Source organism: Pseudomonas sp. B21_DOA, from assembly GCA_030544685.1.
GTDB classification, from domain to species: domain Bacteria; phylum Pseudomonadota; class Gammaproteobacteria; order Pseudomonadales; family Pseudomonadaceae; genus Aquipseudomonas; species Aquipseudomonas fluorescens_AO.
In genome coordinates this window covers 4,639,244-4,659,230 of record CP086683.1, presented here as the reverse complement: position 1 = coordinate 4,659,230, position 19,987 = coordinate 4,639,244, and the positions used below count along the sequence as shown (strand labels likewise).

Sequence of the window (19,987 nt, the reverse complement as noted above, 5' to 3'; positions counted from 1 at the left end):
AAATCCTCACTGAACCGCAACCGCAGGCGTGTTCATCAACACAACCGCAGCGGTCACCAGCAAATTGATCAGGGTCAGTGGCAGGCAGAATTTCCAGCTGAAATCCATCACCTGGTCATAACGCGGACGCGGGATCGAAGCGCGCAGCAGGATGAACAGCATGATGAAGAACGCGGTCTTCAGTGCGAACCAGACGAAGGACAGTTGCGGCAGGATGCCGAACGGACCGTGCCAGCCACCGAAGAACAGGGTGACCAGCAGCGCCGAGATCAGGATGATGCCGATGTATTCACCGACGAAGAACATGCCCCATTTCATACCGGCGTATTCAATGTGGTAACCGTCGGCCAGTTCCTGTTCCGCTTCCGGCTGGTCGAACGGGTGACGGTGAGTCACGGCGACACCAGCGATGAAGAAGGTACAGAAGCCGAAGAACTGCGGAATGATGAACCACAGGTTCTGCGCCTGGTATTCGACGATGTCGCGCATGTTGAACGAGCCGACCTGGACCACGATGCCCATCAGGGCCAGGCCCATGAACACTTCGTAGGACACGGTCTGCGCCGAGGCACGCAAGCTGCCGAGCAGGGCGAACTTGTTGTTGCTCGACCAGCCGGCGAACAGCACCGCGTAGACCGACAGACCGGCCATGGCGAAGAAGAACAGCAGGCCGATGTTCAGATCCGCCACGCCCCAGGTCGGGGTGATCGGGATGATTGCGAAGGCGATCAGCAGGGCGGACATGGCCACCACCGGCGCCAGGGTGAAGATCACCTTGTCGGCGAACGGCGGGGTCCAGTCTTCCTTGAAGAACATCTTCAGCATGTCGGCGGCGATCTGGAACATGCCGAACGGGCCAACGCGGTTCGGACCGTAACGGTCCTGCCACCAGCCCAGCAGGCGACGTTCGACAAAGCTGAGCAAGGCGCCTGCAACCACTACGGCCAGCAGGATCACGATGGCTTTGATGACCGTCAGGATCACATCGATCACTTCAGGGGTGAACCAGGTCATTGCGCTGCCTCCTGCAGACCGTCGACGGACACGCCGGCGAATGCCGGTGGAATGCCGGCGATGCCCGCAGGCAATGCCACCAGACCGGCGCCCAGTTCTTCATTGATGCGCAGCGGCAGACGCAATGTCTGACCGGCCACGTTCAGGCTCAGCAGGGCACCGTCGTTGACGCCGAGGCGATCCGCTTCGGATTTCGCCAGCGCGACGTAAGGTGCCGGAATGCGTTCCTGTACCGGGGCGGCTTTCGAAGAGTTTTCTTCGCTGCCGAACAGGTGGAAGAACGGCACGGCTTGCCAGGTACCCGGCGCCGGGTTGAACGCACGCGGGGCAGCGGCGAACCAGTTCAGCGAATCACCGGTGCTTTCGATCAGGCGTGTGCCCGGGTCGCCAGCACGCAGATGACCACCGACTTCGTCCTGGAACTTGTTCCACGCTTGTGGCGAGTTCCAGCCCGGCGACCATGCGAATGGCACCTGCTGACGCGGTTCGGCGGAGCCCGAGTAACCTTCCATGGAGAAGGCGAACGCGGTGTCCTGGTCTTGCGGGGTGCGCGGTTCGTGAACGCTGATGTCGGCGCGCATGGCGGTGCGGCCGGAATAACGCAGCGGCTCACGGGCCAGTTTCAGACCCTTGATGCGGAAAGCAGCCGACGGTGCAGCATCGACGATGCGCGCCAGTTGCGCGGTGCTCGAGGCAACGGCGGCGGTGACGTGGTCGAGTTGCGTCCAGTCGATCGGCTGGTTCAGCAGGGTCGCGCGCAGGGCGTGCAGCCAGCGCCAGCCTTCGTGCACCAGAATGCTCGCATCCAGGTATTGCGGATCGAAAACCTGGAAGAAGCGCTGGGCGCGGCCTTCCTGGCTGACCAGCGTACCGTCGCCCTCAGCGAAGCTCGCCGCTGGCAGAACCAGGTGCGCGCGATCAGTGGTGGCGGTTTTCTGATGGTCAGCGACGATCACCACTTTCGCGGCGTTCAGTGCGGCATCGACCTTGGCTTTGGCGGTGCGGGTGTACAGATCGTTTTCCAGCACGACGATAGCGTCGGCCTTGCCATCGATGACCGCTTGCAGCGCGGCGTCGACCGATTCGCCACCGAGCATGGCCAGACCGAGGCTGTTGGCCTCCGGCACGATCAGGCTGATCGAACCGTTCTTCTCGCGTAGCTTCAAAGCCTTGGCGATGTTCGCGGCAGCTTCGATCAGGGCTTTGGAGCCCAGCGAAGTACCGGCGATGATCAGCGGACGCTTGGCGGCGAGCAGGGCATCGGCGATGCGCTGCGCCAGTTCCAGGGCTTCGGTGTCCAGACCTTCAACGGCCGGGGCACTGGCGTCCAGCGCGTGAGCCACGGCGAAACCGATGCGCGCCAGATCGTCGGGAGCGGCGTGTACGCATTCTTCGGCGACGTCGTCGAGCTTGGTTTCGGCGAGGCTGGCGATGAACAGCGGGTTCAGCGCGTGCTGGCCGATGTTTTTCACCGCCGCGTCGAGCCAAGGCTGTACGCGCATGGCTTCGGCCATGTCTTCAGCCTTGCCCTTGACCGACTGACGCAGAGCCAGCGCCATGCGCGCGGCGGTCTGGGTCAGGTCTTCGCCGAGGACGAAGATCGCGTCGTGGTCTTCGATGTCGCGCATGTTCGGCACTGGCAGCGGGCTGTCGTTCAGCACCTGCAGGACCAGACGAATGCGCTCCAGTTCGGAGGCTTCGATACCCGAATAGAAGTGCTCGGCACCAACCAGTTCGCGCAACGCGTAGTTGCTTTCGAGGCTGGCACGCGGCGAACCGATGCCGACGATGTTGCGTCCGCGCAGCAGGTCGGCGGCTTTGTCCAGCGCAGCGTCGAGGCTGAGCTTGGTGCCATCGGCCAGCAGCGGCTGACGTGGACGGTCAGTGCGGTTGACGTAGCCATAACCGAAACGGCCACGGTCGCAGAGGAAATACTGGTTCACCGAACCGTTGAAACGGTTTTCGATGCGACGCAGTTCACCGTAACGCTCGCCCGGGGAGATGTTGCAACCGCTCGAGCAGCCGTGGCAGATGCTCGGGGCGAACTGCATGTCCCACTTGCGGTTGTAGCGCTCGGAGTGGGTCTTGTCGGTGAACACACCGGTCGGGCAGACCTCGGTGAGGTTGCCGGAGAACTCGCTTTCGAGGGTGCCGTCCTCAACGCGACCGAAGTACACGTTGTCGTGGGCGCCGAATACACCGAGGTCGGTACCGCCGGCGTAGTCCTTGTAGAAACGCACACAGCGGTAGCAGGCGATGCAGCGGTTCATTTCGTGAGAAATGAACGGGCCCAGCTGCTGGTTCTGGTGGGTGCGTTTGCTGAAGCGATAGCGGCGCTCGTTGTGGCCGGTCATCACTGTCATGTCTTGCAGGTGGCAGTGACCGCCTTCCTCGCACACCGGGCAGTCGTGCGGGTGGTTGGTCATCAGCCATTCGACAACACTGGCGCGGAACGCCTTGGATTCTTCATCGTCGATGGAGATCCAGGTGTTGTCGGTGGCCGGGGTCATGCAGGACATGACGATGCGACCACGGGTGTCGTTCTCGTCGGTGTACTGTTTGACCGCGCACTGGCGGCAGGCCCCGACGCTACCAAGCGCGGGGTGCCAGCAGAAATATGGAATGTCGAGGCCCAGCGACAGACATGCCTGTAACAGGTTGTCTGCCCCGTCGACTTCGAGCGCTTTGCCGTCTACGTGGATAGTGGCCATGGTTCAAAGGTCTTCGTTGGCCCGGTGTCAGCGGGCGTGGCTAATGGAATCTTGTTATGCGTCCGAATCCAAACAGCCCCGAAGGGCGTCATCGGACGAAAGGCGAAGGGCACGGACCCTTCGCCTTTTTAAGCGTTTACGCGCCGACTACGATCGGCCTTGCCAGAGGCGGGACGGCGGCGCTGACAGGCGCAATACCGGCTTCGAACTCTGGACGGAAGTATTTGATGGCGCTGCCCAGCGGCTCCACGGCACCCGGTGCATGAGCACAGAAGGTCTTGCCCGGGCCGAGGAAACCGACCAGACCCAGCAGGGTCTCGATGTCGCCTGGCTGGCCCTTGCCCTGTTCGATGGCCATCAGGAGCTTGACGCTCCACGGCAGACCATCGCGGCACGGGGTGCAGAAACCGCAGGATTCGCGAGCGAAGAACTGCTCCATGTTGCGCAGCAGCGAGACCATGTTGACGCTGTCATCCACCGCCATCGCCAGACCGGTACCCATCCGGGTGCCGACCTTGGCGATACCGCCGGCATACATTTGTGCGTCGAGGTGCTCCGGCAGGAGGAAACCGGTACCGGCGCCCCCTGGCTGCCAGGCCTTGAGCTTGAAGCCGTCGCGCATGCCGCCGGCGTAGTCTTCGAACAGTTCACGACCGGTGACGCCGAATGGCAGTTCCCACAGGCCCGGGTTCTTGACCTTGCCGGAGAAGCCCATGAGCTTGGTGCCCATGTCTTCGGAACCTTCACGGGCCAACGATTTGTACCAGTCAACGCCGTCGGCAATGATCGCCGGCACGTTGCACAGGGTTTCGACGTTGTTCACGCAGGTCGGCTTGCCCCACACGCCCACGGCGGCAGGGAAGGGCGGCTTGGAGCGCGGGTTGGCGCGGCGGCCTTCGAGGAGTTGATCAGTGCGGTTTCTTCACCGCAGATGTAACGCCCGGCGCCGGTGTGGACGAACAGCTCGAAATCGAAACCCGAACCGAGAATGTTCTTGCCCAGCAGGCCGGCCGCCTTGGCTTCTTCCACGGCACGGTTGAGGTGCTTGGCGGCGGTGGTGTATTCGCCGCGCAGGAAGATGTAGCCACGGTAGGTTTTCAGCGCGCGGGCACTGATCAACATGCCTTCGATCAGCAGATGGGGCAGTTGCTCCATCAGCATGCGGTCTTTCCAGGTGTTCGGCTCCATTTCATCCGCGTTGCACAGCAGGTAGCGGATGTTGATGGATTCGTCCTTGGGCATCAGGCCCCACTTCACGCCAGTGGGGAAGCCGGCGCCGCCGCGACCCTTGAGGCCAGCGTCTTTGACGGTCTGGACGATCGCGTCCTGATCCATCTCGGCGAAGGCTTTGCGCGCAGCGGCGTAACCGTTCTTGGCCTGGTACTCGTCGAGCCACACGGCTTCGCCGTCATCGCGCAGACGCCAGGTCAGCGGGTGTGTCTCGGCCGAACGCTGGATGCGGTTGGCTGGACCAAAAGATGTCAGGGTCATACGTAGCCCTCGAGCAGTTTGGCCACGCCAGCAGGCTGCACGTCGCCAAAGGTGTCGTCGTCGATCATCAGCGCCGGTGCCTTGTCGCAGTTGCCGAGGCAGCAGACAGGCAGCAGGGTGAAACGACCGTCGGCGGTGGTCTGACCCAGGCCGATGCCCAGATTGTTCTGGATTTCGCTGACCACCGACTCGTGGCCGCCGATGTAGCAGACCATGCTGTCGCAGACGCGAATGATGTGACGGCCGACCGGTTGACGGAAGATCTGGCTGTAGAACGTCGCCACGCCTTCAACGTCGCTGGCCGGGATGCCGAGGATTTCGCCGATCGCGTAGAGGGCGCCGTCCGGCACCCAGCCGCGTTCCTTCTGAACGATCTTCAGGGCTTCGATCGACGCCGCGCGCGGGTCTTCGTAGTGATGCAGCTCGTGCTCGATGGCCGAGCGCTCGGTTTCACTCAAGGTGAAACGGTCTGTCTGGATAAGCGTGCTGTTCATGCTTAGCGGTCCACGTCGGCCATAACGAAGTCGATACTACCCAGGTACGCAATCAAGTCCGCGACCATGCTGCCTTTGATCACCGAAGGGATCTGTTGCAGATGCGGGAAGCTTGGAGTACGGATCCGGGTACGGTAGCTCATGGTGCCGCCGTCGCTCGTCAGGTAATAACTGTTGATGCCCTTGGTCGCTTCGATCATCTGGAAGGATTCGTTGGCCGGCATGACCGGGCCCCACGAAACCTGCAGGAAGTGCGTGATCAGGGTTTCGATGTGCTGCAGCGTGCGCTCTTTCGGCGGCGGCGTGGTCAGCGGGTGATCCGCCTTGTACGGGCCTTCCGGCATGTTGCGCATGCACTGATCGATGATCTTGATGCTCTGGCGCATCTCTTCGACGCGGACCATGCAGCGGTCGTAGGCATCGCCGTTGACGGCCAGCGGCACTTCGAATTCGAAGTTCTCGTAGCCCGAATACGGACGCGCTTTACGCAGGTCGAAATCGCAACCGGTAGAACGCAGGCCGGCACCGGTGACGCCCCATTCCAGGGCCTCTTTGGTGTTGTAGGCGGCAACGCCGATGGTACGACCCTTGAGGATGCTGTTCTGCAGGGCGGCCTTGGTGTATTCGTCCAGACGCTTGGGCATCCACTCGACGAAATCCTTGACCAGTTTTTCCCAGCCGCGCGGCAGGTCGTGGGCGACGCCGCCGATGCGGTACCAGGCCGGGTGCAGACGGAAACCGGTGATGGCTTCGATCACCGTGTACGCCTTCTGGCGGTCGGTGAAGGTGAAGAACACCGGGGTCATGGCGCCGACGTCCTGGATGTAGGTACCCAGGAACAGCAGGTGACTGGTGATCCGGAAGAACTCGGCCATCATGATGCGGATGACGTCGACCTTCTGCGGCACCTTGATGCCGGCGAGCTTCTCGACCGAGAGCACGTACGGCAGGTTGTTCATCACGCCGCCGAGGTAGTCGATACGGTCGGTGTATGGAATGTAGCTGTGCCAGGACTGACGCTCGCCCATCTTCTCGGCGCCACGGTGGTGGTAACCGATGTCCGGGACGCAATCGACGATCTCTTCGCCGTCCAGCTGCAGGATGATGCGGAACGCACCGTGCGCCGAAGGGTGGTTCGGGCCGAGGTTGAGGAACATGTAGTCCTCGTTGGCACCGGAACGCTTCATGCCCCAGTCTTCCGGACGGAAGCGCGCGGCTTCCTCTTCCAGCTGCTGCTTGGCGAGGTTGAGGCTGTACGGATCGAATTCGGTGGCGCGCGCCGGGAAGTCCTTGCGCAGCGGGTGACCTTCCCAGGTCGGCGGCATCATGATGCGCGACAGGTGCGGGTGGCCTTTGAAGTCGATGCCGAACATGTCCCAGACTTCGCGCTCGTACCAGTTGGCGTTCGGCCAGATGCTGGTGACGGAAGGCATGCTGAGGTCGCCTTCGGACAAGGCCACCTTGATCATCACGTCACTATTACGCTCCAGCGACATGAGGTGATAGAACACGGTGAAATCGGCGCCGGTCGGCAGCCCTTGACGCTTGGTGCGCAGACGCTCGTCCACGCCGTGCAGGTCATAGAGCATGACGTACGGCTTGGGCAGGTTGCGCAGGAAAGTCAGGACTTCAACCAGTCTGGCACGGGCCACCCACAGCACCGGCATGCCGGTGCGGGTTGCCTGCGTGGTGAACGCTTCGGCGCCAAAACGGTTGTTCAGTTCGACGACCACATCCTGGTCGTCTGCCTTGTAAGGCGGGATGTACAGAGCACTGCCTGTAGTCATGGTTATTTTTTCGCTTTCGGTCAACGTAAAGAATGAAGCCAGCTTCTCGTTACTAAGAACAGATCTGGATCAGACTTCGTCAGGGCTGCGCAGATTGGTGACTGCGATTCGCTGTTCGCGGCGCTGTTCCTTCTGCGATGGCATGTCGGCGCGGTACACGCCTTGATCACCAACGACCCAGGAAAGCGGACGACGCTCCTGTCCAATCGATTCCTGCAACAGCATCAAGCCTTGCAGAAAAGCTTCCGGACGGGGCGGGCAGCCAGGTACGTAGACGTCCACGGGCAAGAACTTGTCCACCCCTTGAACCACAGAGTAGATGTCGTACATGCCACCGGAGTTGGCGCACGAACCCATGGAGATAACCCATTTTGGTTCGAGCATTTGCTCGTAGAGACGCTGGATGATCGGCGCCATCTTGATGAAGCAGGTACCGGCGATAACCATGAAGTCGGCCTGACGCGGCGAGGCCCGGATCACTTCGGCGCCAAAGCGCGCGATGTCGTGGGGCGCCGTGAAGGCGGTGGTCATTTCCACGTAGCAGCACGACAGGCCGAAGTTGTACGGCCACAGGGAGTTCTTACGTCCCCAGTTGACCGCGCCACTCAGCACGTCTTCCAGCTTGCCCATGAAAATGTTTTTGTGGACTTGATCTTCTAACGGATCGGCAACGGTTTCCCGCTGGCCAATCGGATACTGCTCGTTAGGAGCATCGGGGTCGATCCTGGTGAGATTGTATTGCATTGCCAAAGCCTCATTGTTTCAGCTTCGCCTGCCGCTTGCGACGAGCTTCCGGAGCCCAGTCAAGGGCGCCCACTCGGAACAGGTAGACAAGACCTGCCAACAGAATTGCTATGAAAACGAGAGCTTCGACGAATCCGGTCCAGCCGCTTTCGCGGACGGACACAGACCATGCAAAGAGAAAGAGGGCTTCGATATCGAAGATCACGAAGAGCATCGCGACCAGATAGAATTTGGCTGAGAGCCGCAAGCGGGCGCCACCGGTAGGTAGCATGCCCGACTCGAACGGTTCGTTTTTGCTGCGACCCCAGGCTTTTGACCCGAGGAGGCTGGAGACGCCAAGCATGAAGGCACACAGGCCGACGACACCCAGAAGGAAAATGGCAAAGCCCCAGTTGTGGGCCATGAGTCCTGTCGCTTCGGGCATGCTGGTAATCCTTAACAGAGAGCAAAGGTCTCTGAGCTTGATAAAGAAATAAGGCAGTGACGATATGTCGCAGCAATCAATCGGGCTGATTTTATGGCTAAACACCCGGCAAGTAAAATTCCAAAGGCGAAATTATTTACCGGATTAAGGACATAGCGCCTCCTGAAGGCGCTGCGGCCCATGCGTTGCGGGCATTAGCCGGGTTTGCATCAATTATGTTTTGTAGAGTTTGTAACGAACATAGTTGCGGCTAAATGATAATTGATATCGTTTGGCGTGGTTTTGTAACTGTTTAACGAGTGAGTGGCTGGGAAGTTGTCTTACTTGCGCGTTACTGCAAGTAGCGAAGCCTACCGTTTTAACGGAAATTTCTGACGCTTGTAGCGCTTCAGATCAATGTTTTGCGCTGACGCCATAGATCCCCTGTAGGAGCTGCGCGAATCGATTTCCCCAGGCAAAAAAACGCCCCGATCCAGTCGGGGCGTCAGTCTTGCGGCTCTGCGGTTAGCTTTTTATTCGATCCGCAAAGGCCGTTTGCTCAGGTGAGGCCGAATCAGTGGAACTGTTCTTCTTCGGTCGAACCGGTCAGCGCGGTCACCGAGGACGAGCCGCCCTGGATCACGGTGGTCATGTCGTCGAAGTAGCCAGTGCCCACTTCCTGCTGGTGCGCAACAAAGGTGTAACCCTTGGCGGCGTCAGCGAATTCCTGCTCTTGCAGCTTCACGTAGGCAGTCATGTCGTTGCGGGCGTAGTCGTGCGCCAGGTTGAACATGCTGTGCCACATGTTGTGAATGCCGGCCAGGGTGATGAACTGGTGCTTGTAGCCCATGGCGGACAGTTCGCGCTGGAACTTGGCGATGGTCGCGTCGTCCAGGTTCTTCTTCCAGTTGAAGGAAGGCGAGCAGTTGTACGACAGCAGCTGGTCCGGGTATTCCTTTTGATCGCTTCAGCGAAGCGACGGGCTTCTTCCAGATCCGGTTTGGCGGTTTCGCACCAGATCAGATCGGCATACGGCGCGTAAGCCAGGCCACGGGCGATCGCTTGATCCAGGCCGGCACGTACCTTGTAGAAACCTTCCTGAGTACGCTCGCCGGTTACGAATGGCTGATCGTACGGGTCGCAGTCGGAGGTCAGCAGGTCAGCCGCGTTGGCGTCGGTGCGAGCCAGAATGATGGTCGGCGTGCCGGCAACGTCAGCTGCCAGACGGGCAGCGGTCAGCTTTTGTACGGCTTCCTGGGTTGGCACCAGAACCTTGCCGCCCATGTGGCCGCATTTCTTCACCGAAGCCAGTTGGTCTTCGAAGTGAACGCCGGCGGCGCCTGCTTCGATCATGCTCTTCATCAGCTCGTAGGCGTTGAGTACGCCGCCGAAACCGGCTTCAGCGTCGGCCACGATTGGTGCGAAGTAGTCGATGTAGCCATCGTCGCCCGGGTTCTTGCCAGCTTTCCACTGGATCTGGTCGGCACGACGGAACGAGTTGTTGATGCGCTTGACCACGGTTGGTACGGAGTCCACCGGGTACAGCGACTGGTCCGGGTACATCGATTCTGCGGAGTTGTTGTCCGCAGCAACCTGCCAGCCGGACAGGTAGATCGCCTGGATACCGGCCTTGACCTGCTGAACAGCCTGGCCGCCAGTCAGGGCGCCCATGCAGTTGACGAAATCTTTCTCTGGACGGAAGGACGGCTTGGCACCCTGGGTGACCAGGTTCCACAGCTTCTCGGCGCCCATCTTCGCGAAGGTGTGCTCTGGCTGAACCGAGCCACGCAGGCGGACCACGTCGGCAGCGGAGTAAGTGCGAGTCACGCCTTTCCAGCGCGGGTTCTCGGCCCAGTCTTTTTCGAGGGCTGCAATTTGCTGTTCGCGTGTCAGTGCCATGGAGATAAACCTCGTCGCGTCTTTTATGAAAAGTTGTTCTGCGGTGGAAAATTCCTGCGCTCGCTGACCAGAAGCTTAGGTGGTCAAGTCGGATTCGGCGGGGTAGGCGACGGGATGAACGATGGGCTCGAGGGGAAGTGAGCAGGTAGTGGCGGACTGCGGGGCGCATGCGGGCGTCGTGGGCCTTTATACGGACAACAGCGTGAAGCCGGGTTACCTAAATACGCTTCCGTCCCTCGGGACAACTTCGTTCCAGTCGGCAACCTCGTCAAACACACCTTTTGGGCGGTACAGACACGAAACGGCTCGCGGGGTAGGTGCGAGCGGCGCTTCGAAGGCCCTTGCCAGGGCCTCTGATTAGCGGGAGCGAGGCCATCATGCCTTCGCTTTTTTTCGCGTCAAACGTTTTGTAGTGCTTTTTTCAAGCACTACATCTTTCGTCTAATACGACTAATCAGTCAGTTTTCGGTGCTTTAGTCCAGCGTGTCGACTTTCACCCGCAAGGTCATGTCATCCCGGCCTTGAGTCGAGTAGCTGCGGGTCAGCCCCTGTTTATCGGCCTGAGTCTGGCTGTTGGCGCCCGCCAGAGTGATCCACTCACCGAGGCGTCCGGTGACGGTTGTGTCGGTGCTTTGCACGTTCACTACATCGGGACGTTCCTGGCTCATGCGGTCACGGTTGGTACTGATCGCCAGATGAACGGTTTCGCCGGTGACGCTGGCGGTGACGTAGAAACCTTGGGTGACGTTGCGGTATTGAGTCTCGCTGCTGTAACCGCCGTAGGAATCGCTCTGGGTGTTGGTGATCGGCACGCTCTGGCCAACCTGAATCAGCGCCGGAGTGCCTTCGCTGGTCTGCACTTGCTGAACGTCGCCGTTGCGGCTGGTAGTGCTGCGGCTGATGATCCGGATCTGGCTCGGCTGGGCGCCATTGACCGCATAACCTTCGTCGCCACGGCCGTTGTTTTCGTTGGTGTCGACGGTGATCAGCAAGCGCTTCGGTGCGGTATCGAGTTGCGCCAGCAAGTCCTTCAGTTCCTGAATCTTGCCCGGCTCGGCTTTGACGATCAGTTGATTGCCATAAGCGCTGACCTGACCGTCCTGGCCGATGAAGTCCTGCGCGACCGGCAGCATGTCAGCGCTGGTGTGGTATTTGAGGGGAACGATTTCTGTGGCTGCCAGCACCGAAAAACTGCAGCCGAGCAGCAGGGTGGTGAGCAGGGTGCGTAGGGACATGTCCGTTATCTCCGCGTTCGAAAGGCTTGATATTGCCAGTTTGTCGGCCCGGGGTGGGGCAAGTTGAATCGTAGACAGCAAAACGCCCCGGCATCCGAAAATGGCGGGGCGTTTTGTGGTGTGCTGGCGGCCTTTTGTGGTGAGGGGATTTATCCCCGCTCGGCTGCGCAGCAGTCGCCGACCCAGCGCGCTCGATTTAACTGACTCACCGAGTTTGCTGGATTTGGGGCTGCTTCGCAGCCCAGCGGGGATAAATCCCTCGCCACAGGGATCTGGAGGTCTCGGAATCAGGCCGAATGCCGAACCATGTCGACATGCGGAATCCCGGCTTCGAGGAATTCCTCGCTGACCAGGCTGAAACCCAGGCGCTCGTAGAACGCCGTGGCTTGCACCTGAGCGCTGAGCTTCTGTTGCCTCAAACCGCGTGCTTCAGCTTCGGCGATGACCGCTTGCATCAGCGCATCACCGACCTTCATCCCGCGCCAGTCTTTGAGTACTGAAACGCGGCCGATGTGGCCGTCGGGCAACAGCCGCGCCGTACCGATCGGGAAGTCGCCTTCGAACGCCAGAAAATGCACGGCGGTCGCGTCATCGGCGTCCCACTCAAGCTCGGGTGGCACCGATTGTTCGGCGATGAACACCGTTTCACGAATGCGCCGGATCTCGGCGATATCCTTCTGCCAGTCTGCGACACGAACGCGAATTTTATTCATCGGCGAACCCCAGGCTTCCTTGCTTGACCAGTTCGCAGAGCAGGCTGCGGCCGTCTTCGTCGCTCAGCCATTCGCCGAGGTTGTCGGCGTGCAGGGCGTCAGCCGCGCAGATCAGCTTCAGCAGTTCGCGCAGCTTGCCCGGCAGGTAACGGCTCTGGCCACTGGCGAACAGCAGCAGATCGTCGTCGACTTCCGACCAGGCCAGGCGCGCGCTCGGGTTGCGGATCAGTACGGCGCCGTCCTGCAGGGCGGCGAGGAAGTCTTCTTCTTCGACGTCTTCCGGGCCGACCACCAGTTCCGGGTAGCGCGGCTCCGTCATGTATTGACCGAACCAGGTCAGCAGCAGACGCTCATCGCTCATGTGTTCAGCGAGCAGGCTTTTCAGGCGATCCAGCGCATCGTGTTGAATCTGGTGCGGATCGACCGCCGGCTTGGCGTCGGCATCGGTGTAGCGCTCTTCGTCGGTCAGGAACTGGCTGAGGAAGTCGGTGAAGTGGGTCAGCACTTCAGCGGCACTCGGCGCGCGGAAGCCGACCGAGTAGGTCATGCAGTTGTCGACCGCGACACCGCAATGGGCCAGGCGCGGCGGCAGGTAGAGCATGTCGCCCGGTTCCAGCACCCATTCTTCGGTTTCGTGGAATTCAGCGAGGATGCGCAGGTCGGCGTGTTGCAGCAGCGGGCTCTCGGAATCGCACATCTGGCCGATTTTCCAGTTGCGCTTGCCGTGGCCCTGCAGCAGGAACACATCGTAATTGTCGAAATGCGGGCCGACGCTGCCACCCGGGGCAGCGAAGCTGATCATCACGTCATCGACGCGCCAGCTCGGCAGGAAGCGGAAGTTTTCCAGCAGCTCGCTGACTTCCGGCACGAACTGGTCAACCGCCTGCACCAGCAGGGTCCACTCTTTCTCTGGCAATTTGCTGAACTCGTCTTCGGCGAACGGGCCGCGACGCAGTTCCCATGGACGCTCGCCGTGCTCGATGACCAAGCGCGATTCGACTTCTTCTTCCAGGGCCAGGCCGGCCAGTTCGTCGGCGTCGATCGGGCTTTCGAAGTCAGGAATCGCCTGACGGATCAGCAGCGGTTTTTTCTGCCAGTAGTCACGCAGGAATTCGCGTGCTGTGAGGCCGCCCAGAAGTTGAAGAGGAATATCGGAATTCATATGTAACCTATTGAAAAAAGCACTTTTCAGACGGGAATAAAAACGCCCGGCGCGGCCGGGCGTCTCAAACGGGGCAAACGGTCGATCAGATGCGTTTGGCTTGTGCCACAGCGTTGCCGATGTAGTTGGCCGGGGTCAGTTGCTTGAGCTCGGCTTTGGCTTCGGCTGGCATGTCCAGGCCATCGATGAAAGTCTGCAGCGCTTCAGGGCTGATGCCCTTGCCACGGGTCAGTTCTTTCAGCTTTTCGTACGGGTTTTCGATGTTGTAGCGACGCATCACGGTCTGGATCGGCTCGGCCAGTACTTCCCAGCAAGCATCGAGGTCGGCGGCAATCTTCTGCTCGTTGAGCTCGAGTTTGCTGATGCCTTTGAGGCTGGCTTCGTATGCGATCACGCTGTGGGCGAAGCCGACACCGAGGTTGCGCAGGACGGTGGAGTCGGTCAGGTCGCGCTGCCAGCGGGAAATCGGCAGCTTGCTCGCCAGGTGCTGGAACAGTGCGTTGGCGATGCCCAGGTTGCCTTCGGAATTTTCGAAGTCGATCGGATTGACCTTGTGCGGCATGGTCGACGAACCGATTTCGCCAGCGATCGTGCGCTGCTTGAAATAACCCAGGGAGATATAGCCCCAGATGTCGCGGTCGAAGTCGATCAGGATGGTGTTGAAGCGTGCAATGGCGTCGAACAGCTCGGCGATGTAGTCGTGCGGTTCGATCTGCGTTGTGTACGGGTTGAAGCCCAGGCCCAGCTCGTCTTCGATGAAGGCGCGGGCATTGGCTTCCCAGTCGATCTGCGGGTAGGCCGACAGGTGCGCGTTGTAGTTGCCGACAGCACCGTTGATCTTGCCGAGCAGCGGTACGGCAGCGACCTGAGCGATCTGGCGCTCGAGACGGTAAACCACGTTGGCCAGTTCTTTACCCAGAGTAGTCGGCGAAGCCGGCTGGCCGTGGGTGCGCGACAGCATCGGCACGTCGGCGAAACGGATGGCCAGTTCGCGGATGGCGTTGGCGGTCTGGCGCATCAGCGGCAGCATCACGTCGTCACGGCCTTCACGCAGCATCAAGGCGTGGGACAGGTTGTTGATGTCTTCGCTGGTGCAGGCAAAGTGGATGAATTCGCTGACCTTGGCCAGCTCCGGCAGCTTGGCCGCCTGCTCCTTGAGCAGGTATTCGATCGCTTTCACGTCGTGGTTGGTGGTGCGCTCGATTTCTTTGACGCGCTCGGCGTGCTCCAGCGAGAAGTTTTCAGCCAGTTCGTTGAGAACGGCGTTGGCCTCGGCGGAGAAGGCCGGTACTTCAGGGATACCAGCGTGGGCGGCCAGGCGCTGGAGCCAGCGCACTTCAACCAGAACGCGGGCACGGATCAGGCCGTACTCGCTGAAAATCGGGCGCAGGGCCTGGGTTTTGCCGGCGTAGCGGCCGTCAACAGGGAAACCGCAGTGAGCGAAGAGAGCTGCATGGGGTGTTCTCGGACAGTCGGGCAACGAAATGGGGCGCGTATCATACATGAAAAAATCCGCCGGTCCGTCGCCAACTGACCGGCGTATTACGCGTTACAGACTACAAAGCCTTCATGACGCGGCGTTTACTCGCTGCGCATCAACGGATAAAGCTCTTTGAGTAACTTGCGGCGGCTGATCACCAACTGCCAGCGATGACCCCCGAGCTGACGCCACAGGCGCGCCGAGCGGATACCCGCGAGCAGCAGGGCGCGGATCTTCGAGGCGTTGCTCGGCTGCTGCAGGTTGCGCATGTCGCCGTGCACCTGAATGCGTTGGCGCAGGGTGCTCAACGTGTCCTGATACAACGCACCGCAAGCGGCGACGACGTTTTCATGAGCCGGGCCAAAATGCTCCACCTGTGACTGAATCTGCGGCAGGCGTTTGGCAATCGTCTCGAGCATGTCGTCACGCTTGGCCAGTTGCCGCTCCAGACCGAGCATCGACAGCGCGTAGCGCAATGGCTCGCGCTGCAAGGTGCTCGGGTCGCGCTCCAGTGCGCCAATCAACGCGCGATAGCCTTCGCGCAGATTGATGTCATCGCCACCGTACACGTCCAGCGTATCTTTCGGATCCCGCACCAGCAGGCTGCCGAGCATGCAGCTCAGGCCGGCTTCGTTGGTCTGGCCGGTCTTGGCGATGCGATCCACCAGCACGGCGGCGAGAAATACACCGCCCAGCGCTGTCAGTTGCTCCTGAGTCGGGCTCATGCCTGACTGCTCCACGGCTCGGCTACTTCGATCACGCCGCCGCCGAGACAGATTTCGCCGTCATAGAAAACGACCGACTGGCCCGGCGTCACCGCGCGTTGCGGTTCGTCGAACACGGCGCGATAACCGCTGGCGGTTTTTCCAGGGTGCAGGCCTGATCGCTCTGGCGATAACGCACTTTCGCTGTCAGGCGCAGCGGCTGGCTCAGGTCGATCGGGTTGACCCAGTAGATTTCCGAAGCGAGCAGGGCGCTGGAGAACAGCCACGGATGGTTGTTGCCTTGGCCGACGATCAGCTCGTTGGTCTGCAGATCCTTGCGCAGCACGTACCACGGCTCATCGCCGGCATCCTTCAAGCCGCCGATGCCGAGGCCCTGGCGCTGGCCGATGGTGTGGTACATCAAGCCGTGGTGACGGCCGATGACTTCGCCTTCGGTGGTCTTGATCTCACCCGGTTGTGCCGGCAGGTATTGCTTGAGGAAATCGCTGAAGCGGCGCTCGCCGATGAAGCAGATCCCGGTGGAATCCTTCTTCTTGGCGGTGGCCAGTTCGTACTTCTCGGCAATCGCGCGGACTTCAGGCTTTTCCAGCTCGCCGACCGGGAACAGGGTCTTGGCGATCTGTTCGCCGCCGACGGCGTGCAGGAAGTAGCTCTGATCCTTGTTCGGATCGAGGCCCTTGAGCAGTTCGGTGCGGCCATCGATGTCGCGGCGGCGCACGTAGTGGCCGGTGGCGATCAGGTCAGCGCCGAGCATCATCGCGTAGTCGAGGAAGGCTTTGAACTTGATCTCGCGGTTGCACAGGATGTCCGGGTTCGGCGTGCGCCCAGCCTTGTATTCGGCGAGAAAGTGCTCGAACACGTTGTCCCAGTACTCGGCCGCGAAGTTGGCGGTGTGCAGCTTGATGCCAATCTTGTCGCAGACAGCCTGAGCATCCGCCAGGTCGTCCATGGCGGTGCAGTATTCCGTTCCGTCGTCTTCTTCCCAGTTCTTCATGAACAGGCCTTCCACTTCGTAACCCTGCTCGATCAGCAGAAGGGCGGAAACGGAAGAGTCCACGCCGCCGGACATGCCGACAATGACGCGCTTCTTGGATGTGTCAGAAGGGGCTGGATCACGCATAGGGATTCAATGAGTGTCTTGGAAAAGGGCGCGATTCTATCAGGCTCGCGGCCGCAAGGCTAAAGAGAAGGGCGGATCAGTTCGAGGCTGAAGTGATGACCGGCCAGATAATCGTCAATGCAACGGATGATCAGCTCGCTGCGCCAGTTGTCGCGCTGGGCGACTAATTCGTCGCGGGTCAGCCACTTGGCGCCGACGATGCCGTCGTCGAGTTGGTAATCCGGGTGATGCTGCACGGCTTTGGCGCTGAAGCATATGCGCTGGTAAGTCACGCCGTTGCTCGGCGCGGTGTACAGATAAATGCCGATCACGCCGGTGGGTTCGACGTCCCAACCGGTTTCTTCGAGGGTTTCGCGAATCGCCGCGTCGATCAGGGTTTCATCCGGATCGAGATGCCCGGCGGGCTGGTTGAGCACGTTGCGCCCGCCCTTGTGCTCTTCAACCATCAAAAAACGGCCGTTGTCCTCGACGATGGTGGCGACGGTGATGTGGGGGAGCCATTCCATGAAACCTTCCTCAATCTGTTGGTTAAACCCCAATCCCTGTGGGAGCTGGCTTGTCGGAACGCCGCATCGCAGCGATAGCGGTGGTTCAGTCACCATCCATGCTGGATGATAAACTGCCATCGCTGGCAAGCCAGCTCCCACAAAGTTTTGTGGTGATCACAAAACCCGGAAACACAAACCCCGGCACAAGGCCGGGGTTTGTGATGTTCCCATTACAACCTTAAACCAGCGCAGCGATCGCCGCGTTGAAGGTTGCGCTTGGGCGCATGGCCTTGCTGATCAGCTCGGCGTCGGCGTGGTAGTAACCGCCGATGTCGACTGGCTTGCCCTGAACGGCGTTGAGTTCGGCAACGATGGTTGCTTCGTTCTCGGTCAGGGTTTTGGCCAGGGTTGCGAACTGCGCTTGCAGTGCCGCGTCTTCAGTCTGGGCCGCCAGGGCCTGAGCCCAGTACATCGCCAGGTAGAAGTGGCTGCCGCGGTTGTCGATGTTGCCGACTTTACGCGATGGCGACTTGTTGTTGTCGAGGAACTGGCCGGTGGCCTGGTCCAGGGTTTTCGACAGCACCAGCGCTTTCGGGTTGTTGTAGTTCACGCCCAGATGCTCGAGGGAAGCGGCGAGGGCGAGGAATTCACCCAGCGAATCCCAGCGCAGGAAGTTCTCTTCAACCAGTTGCTGCACGTGCTTCGGCGCCGAACCGCCAGCGCCGGTTTCGAACAGACCACCGCCGTTCATCAGCGGCACGATCGACAGCATCTTGGCGCTGGTGCCCAGTTCCATGATCGGGAACAGGTCGGTCAGGTAGTCGCGCAGTACGTTGCCGGTCACCGAAATGGTGTCCTTGCCTTCGCGGGTGCGCTGCAGGGTGTACTTCATCGCATCGACCGGCGCCATGATCTGGATGTCCAGACCGCTGGTGTCGTGATCCTTCAGGTAAGCCTGAACCTTCTCGATCACTACGCCATCGTGAGCGCGCATCGGGTCGAGCCAGAAGATCGCCGGCGTGCTGCTCGCGCGGGCACGGTTAACGGCCAGTTTGACCCAGTCCTGGATCGGCGCGTCTTTGGTCTGGCACATGCGGAAGATATCGCCGGCTTCGACAGCCTGCTCCATCAGCAGCTTGCCTTTGCTGTCGGTGACGCGAACAACACCGTCTGCCTTGATCTGGAAAGTCTTGTCGTGGGAGCCGTACTCTTCGGCTTTCTTCGCCATCAGACCGACGTTCGGCACGCTGCCCATGGTGGTCGGGTCGAAAGCGCCGTTGGCTTTGCAATCTTCGATCACGGCCTGGTAGATGGTCGCGTAGCAGCGATCCGGGATCACAGCCTTGGTGTCGTGCAGCTGGCCGTCGGTGCCCCACATCTTGCCGGAGTCACGGATCATCGCTGGCATCGAGGCGTCGACGATGACGTCGCTCGGCACGTGCAGGTTGGTGATGCCCTTGTCGGAGTTGACCATCGCCAGCGACGGACGAACGGCGTAGACCGCGGCGATATCGGCTTCGATCTGCGCTTGCTGCTCGGCCGGGAGGGCCTTGATCCGTGCGTACAGATCGCCGATGCCGTTGTTCAGGTTGAAGCCGATCTGGTTCAGCACGTCAGCGTGCTTGGTCAGTGCGTCTTTATAGAACTCGGCAACGATCTGGCCGAACATGATCGGGTCGGAGACCTTCATCATGGTCGCTTTCAAGTGCACCGAGAGCAGCACGCCCTGGGCCTTGGCACTTTCGATTTCGGCAGCGATGAACGCACGCAGGGCGTTTTTGCTCATCACGGCGCAGTCGAGGATCTCGCCAGCCTGAACGGTGGTTTTTCTTTCAGAACGGTGGCAGCACCGTCTTTGGCGATCAGTTCGATCTTCACAGCGTCAGCGGCGTCGATCAGGACAGCTTTTTCGCTGCCGTAGAAATCGCCGGTGCTCATGTGCGCAACGTGGGACTTGGAGTCTTTGGCCCAGGCGCCCATTTTGTGCGGGTGCTTGCGTGCGTAGTTCTTCACCGACAGCGGAGCGCGGCGGTCGGAGTTGCCTTCGCGCAGAACCGGGTTCACGGCGCTGCCCTTGACCTTGTCGTAACGCGCCTTGGCGTCTTTGTCGGCGTCGCTGGTCACGGTTTCCGGGTAGTCCGGCAGGTTGTAGCCCTGCGCCTGCAGCTCTTTGATCGCGGCTTGCAGTTGCGGTACCGAAGCACTGATGTTCGGCAGCTTGATGATGTTGGCTTCAGGCGTAACGGCCAGGTCGCCCAGTTCGGCGAGGTGGTCGGCTACGGCTTTGTCGCCCAGTTGCTCGGGGAAGCTTGCCAGGATGCGCGCTGCAAGAGAGATATCGCGGGTTTCCACGGCGATATCGGCCGAGGCGGTGTAAGCCTCGATGATCGGCAGCAGGGAATAGGTGGCGAGGGCAGGAGCTTCGTCGGTGAAGGTATAGATGATCTTCGAGCGGGTGGGCATATTCGGATTAACTCTCTCTTCTTTGCTAAAGCGTGCGCAGAAACTCGAGGGGCGCCGG

Annotated in this window: 11 protein-coding genes and 5 pseudogenes; all 16 read right to left on the bottom strand. The window is 60.6% G+C overall.

The genetic code is table 11. From position 1 onward, the window contains the following. Window positions 1–6: 6 nt before the first annotated feature. Window positions 7–1,014, bottom strand: a complete 1,008-nt coding sequence (gene nuoH / locus LJU32_21470) for an NADH-quinone oxidoreductase subunit NuoH (GenBank protein ID WKV88088.1) — start codon at window positions 1,012–1,014, stop codon at window positions 7–9. Then, the gene (gene nuoG, locus LJU32_21465; protein WKV88087.1) at window positions 1,011–3,725 is read right to left on the bottom strand and encodes an NADH-quinone oxidoreductase subunit NuoG; all 2,715 of its coding nucleotides are present in this window, start codon (window positions 3,723–3,725) and stop codon (window positions 1,011–1,013) included. Before nuoG ends, nuoH begins: the two co-directional genes overlap by 4 nt. A gap of 136 nt (window positions 3,726–3,861) precedes the next feature. Next, window positions 3,862–5,216: pseudogene (nuoF, locus tag LJU32_21460) on the bottom strand (NADH-quinone oxidoreductase subunit NuoF). Then, the gene (nuoE, locus tag LJU32_21455; GenBank protein ID WKV88086.1) at window positions 5,213–5,710 is read right to left on the bottom strand and encodes an NADH-quinone oxidoreductase subunit NuoE; all 498 of its coding nucleotides are present in this window, start codon (window positions 5,708–5,710) and stop codon (window positions 5,213–5,215) included. The pseudogene nuoF and the gene nuoE overlap by 4 nt, the downstream one beginning before the upstream one ends. A 2-nt stretch (window positions 5,711–5,712) precedes the next feature. Next, the gene (nuoC, locus tag LJU32_21450) at window positions 5,713–7,497 is read right to left on the bottom strand and encodes an NADH-quinone oxidoreductase subunit C/D (protein ID WKV88085.1); all 1,785 of its coding nucleotides are present in this window, start codon (window positions 7,495–7,497) and stop codon (window positions 5,713–5,715) included. A gap of 69 nt (window positions 7,498–7,566) precedes the next feature. Further along, window positions 7,567–8,241: an NADH-quinone oxidoreductase subunit B gene (locus LJU32_21445; GenBank protein WKV88084.1), complete on the bottom strand. Its 675-nt coding sequence runs from the start codon at window positions 8,239–8,241 to the stop codon at window positions 7,567–7,569. Window positions 8,242–8,251: 10 nt separating this feature from the next. Further along, on the bottom strand, window positions 8,252–8,665 hold the full coding sequence (locus LJU32_21440) for an NADH-quinone oxidoreductase subunit A (protein ID WKV88083.1): 414 nt from the start codon (window positions 8,663–8,665) through the stop codon (window positions 8,252–8,254). Window positions 8,666–9,218: 553 nt separating this feature from the next. Then, a pseudogene (gene aceA, locus LJU32_21435) lies at window positions 9,219–10,543 on the bottom strand (isocitrate lyase). A 473-nt stretch (window positions 10,544–11,016) separates the two neighbouring features. Then, window positions 11,017–11,778, bottom strand: a complete 762-nt coding sequence (locus tag LJU32_21430) for a secretin (protein ID WKV88082.1) — start codon at window positions 11,776–11,778, stop codon at window positions 11,017–11,019. A 287-nt stretch (window positions 11,779–12,065) separates the two neighbouring features. Beyond that, window positions 12,066–12,491 carry a GNAT family N-acetyltransferase gene (locus tag LJU32_21425; GenBank protein ID WKV88081.1) on the bottom strand — a complete coding sequence of 142 codons (426 nt, stop codon included), beginning with the start codon at window positions 12,489–12,491 and terminating at the stop codon, window positions 12,066–12,068. Beyond that, window positions 12,484–13,653 (bottom strand): cupin domain-containing protein, encoded by a 1,170-nt coding sequence (locus tag LJU32_21420; protein WKV88080.1) that lies wholly within the window; start codon window positions 13,651–13,653, stop codon window positions 12,484–12,486. Before LJU32_21420 ends, LJU32_21425 begins: the two co-directional genes overlap by 8 nt. 85 nt (window positions 13,654–13,738) lie before the next feature. Beyond that, window positions 13,739–15,108 (bottom strand): annotated as a pseudogene (gene purB / locus LJU32_21415) (adenylosuccinate lyase). 126 nt (window positions 15,109–15,234) lie between these two features. After that, window positions 15,235–15,858 (bottom strand): high frequency lysogenization protein HflD, encoded by a 624-nt coding sequence (gene hflD, locus LJU32_21410; protein WKV88079.1) that lies wholly within the window; start codon window positions 15,856–15,858, stop codon window positions 15,235–15,237. Beyond that, window positions 15,855–16,978: pseudogene (gene mnmA, locus LJU32_21405) on the bottom strand (tRNA 2-thiouridine(34) synthase MnmA). Before mnmA ends, hflD begins: the two are co-directional and overlap by 4 nt. Window positions 16,979–17,037: 59 nt before the next feature. Continuing rightward, entirely contained in the window at window positions 17,038–17,484 is a 447-nt protein-coding gene (locus LJU32_21400) for an NUDIX hydrolase (GenBank protein ID WKV88078.1), read from the bottom strand. A 220-nt stretch (window positions 17,485–17,704) separates the two neighbouring features. Continuing rightward, window positions 17,705–19,929, bottom strand: a pseudogene (locus LJU32_21395) (NADP-dependent isocitrate dehydrogenase). Window positions 19,930–19,987: the final 58 nt, after the last annotated feature.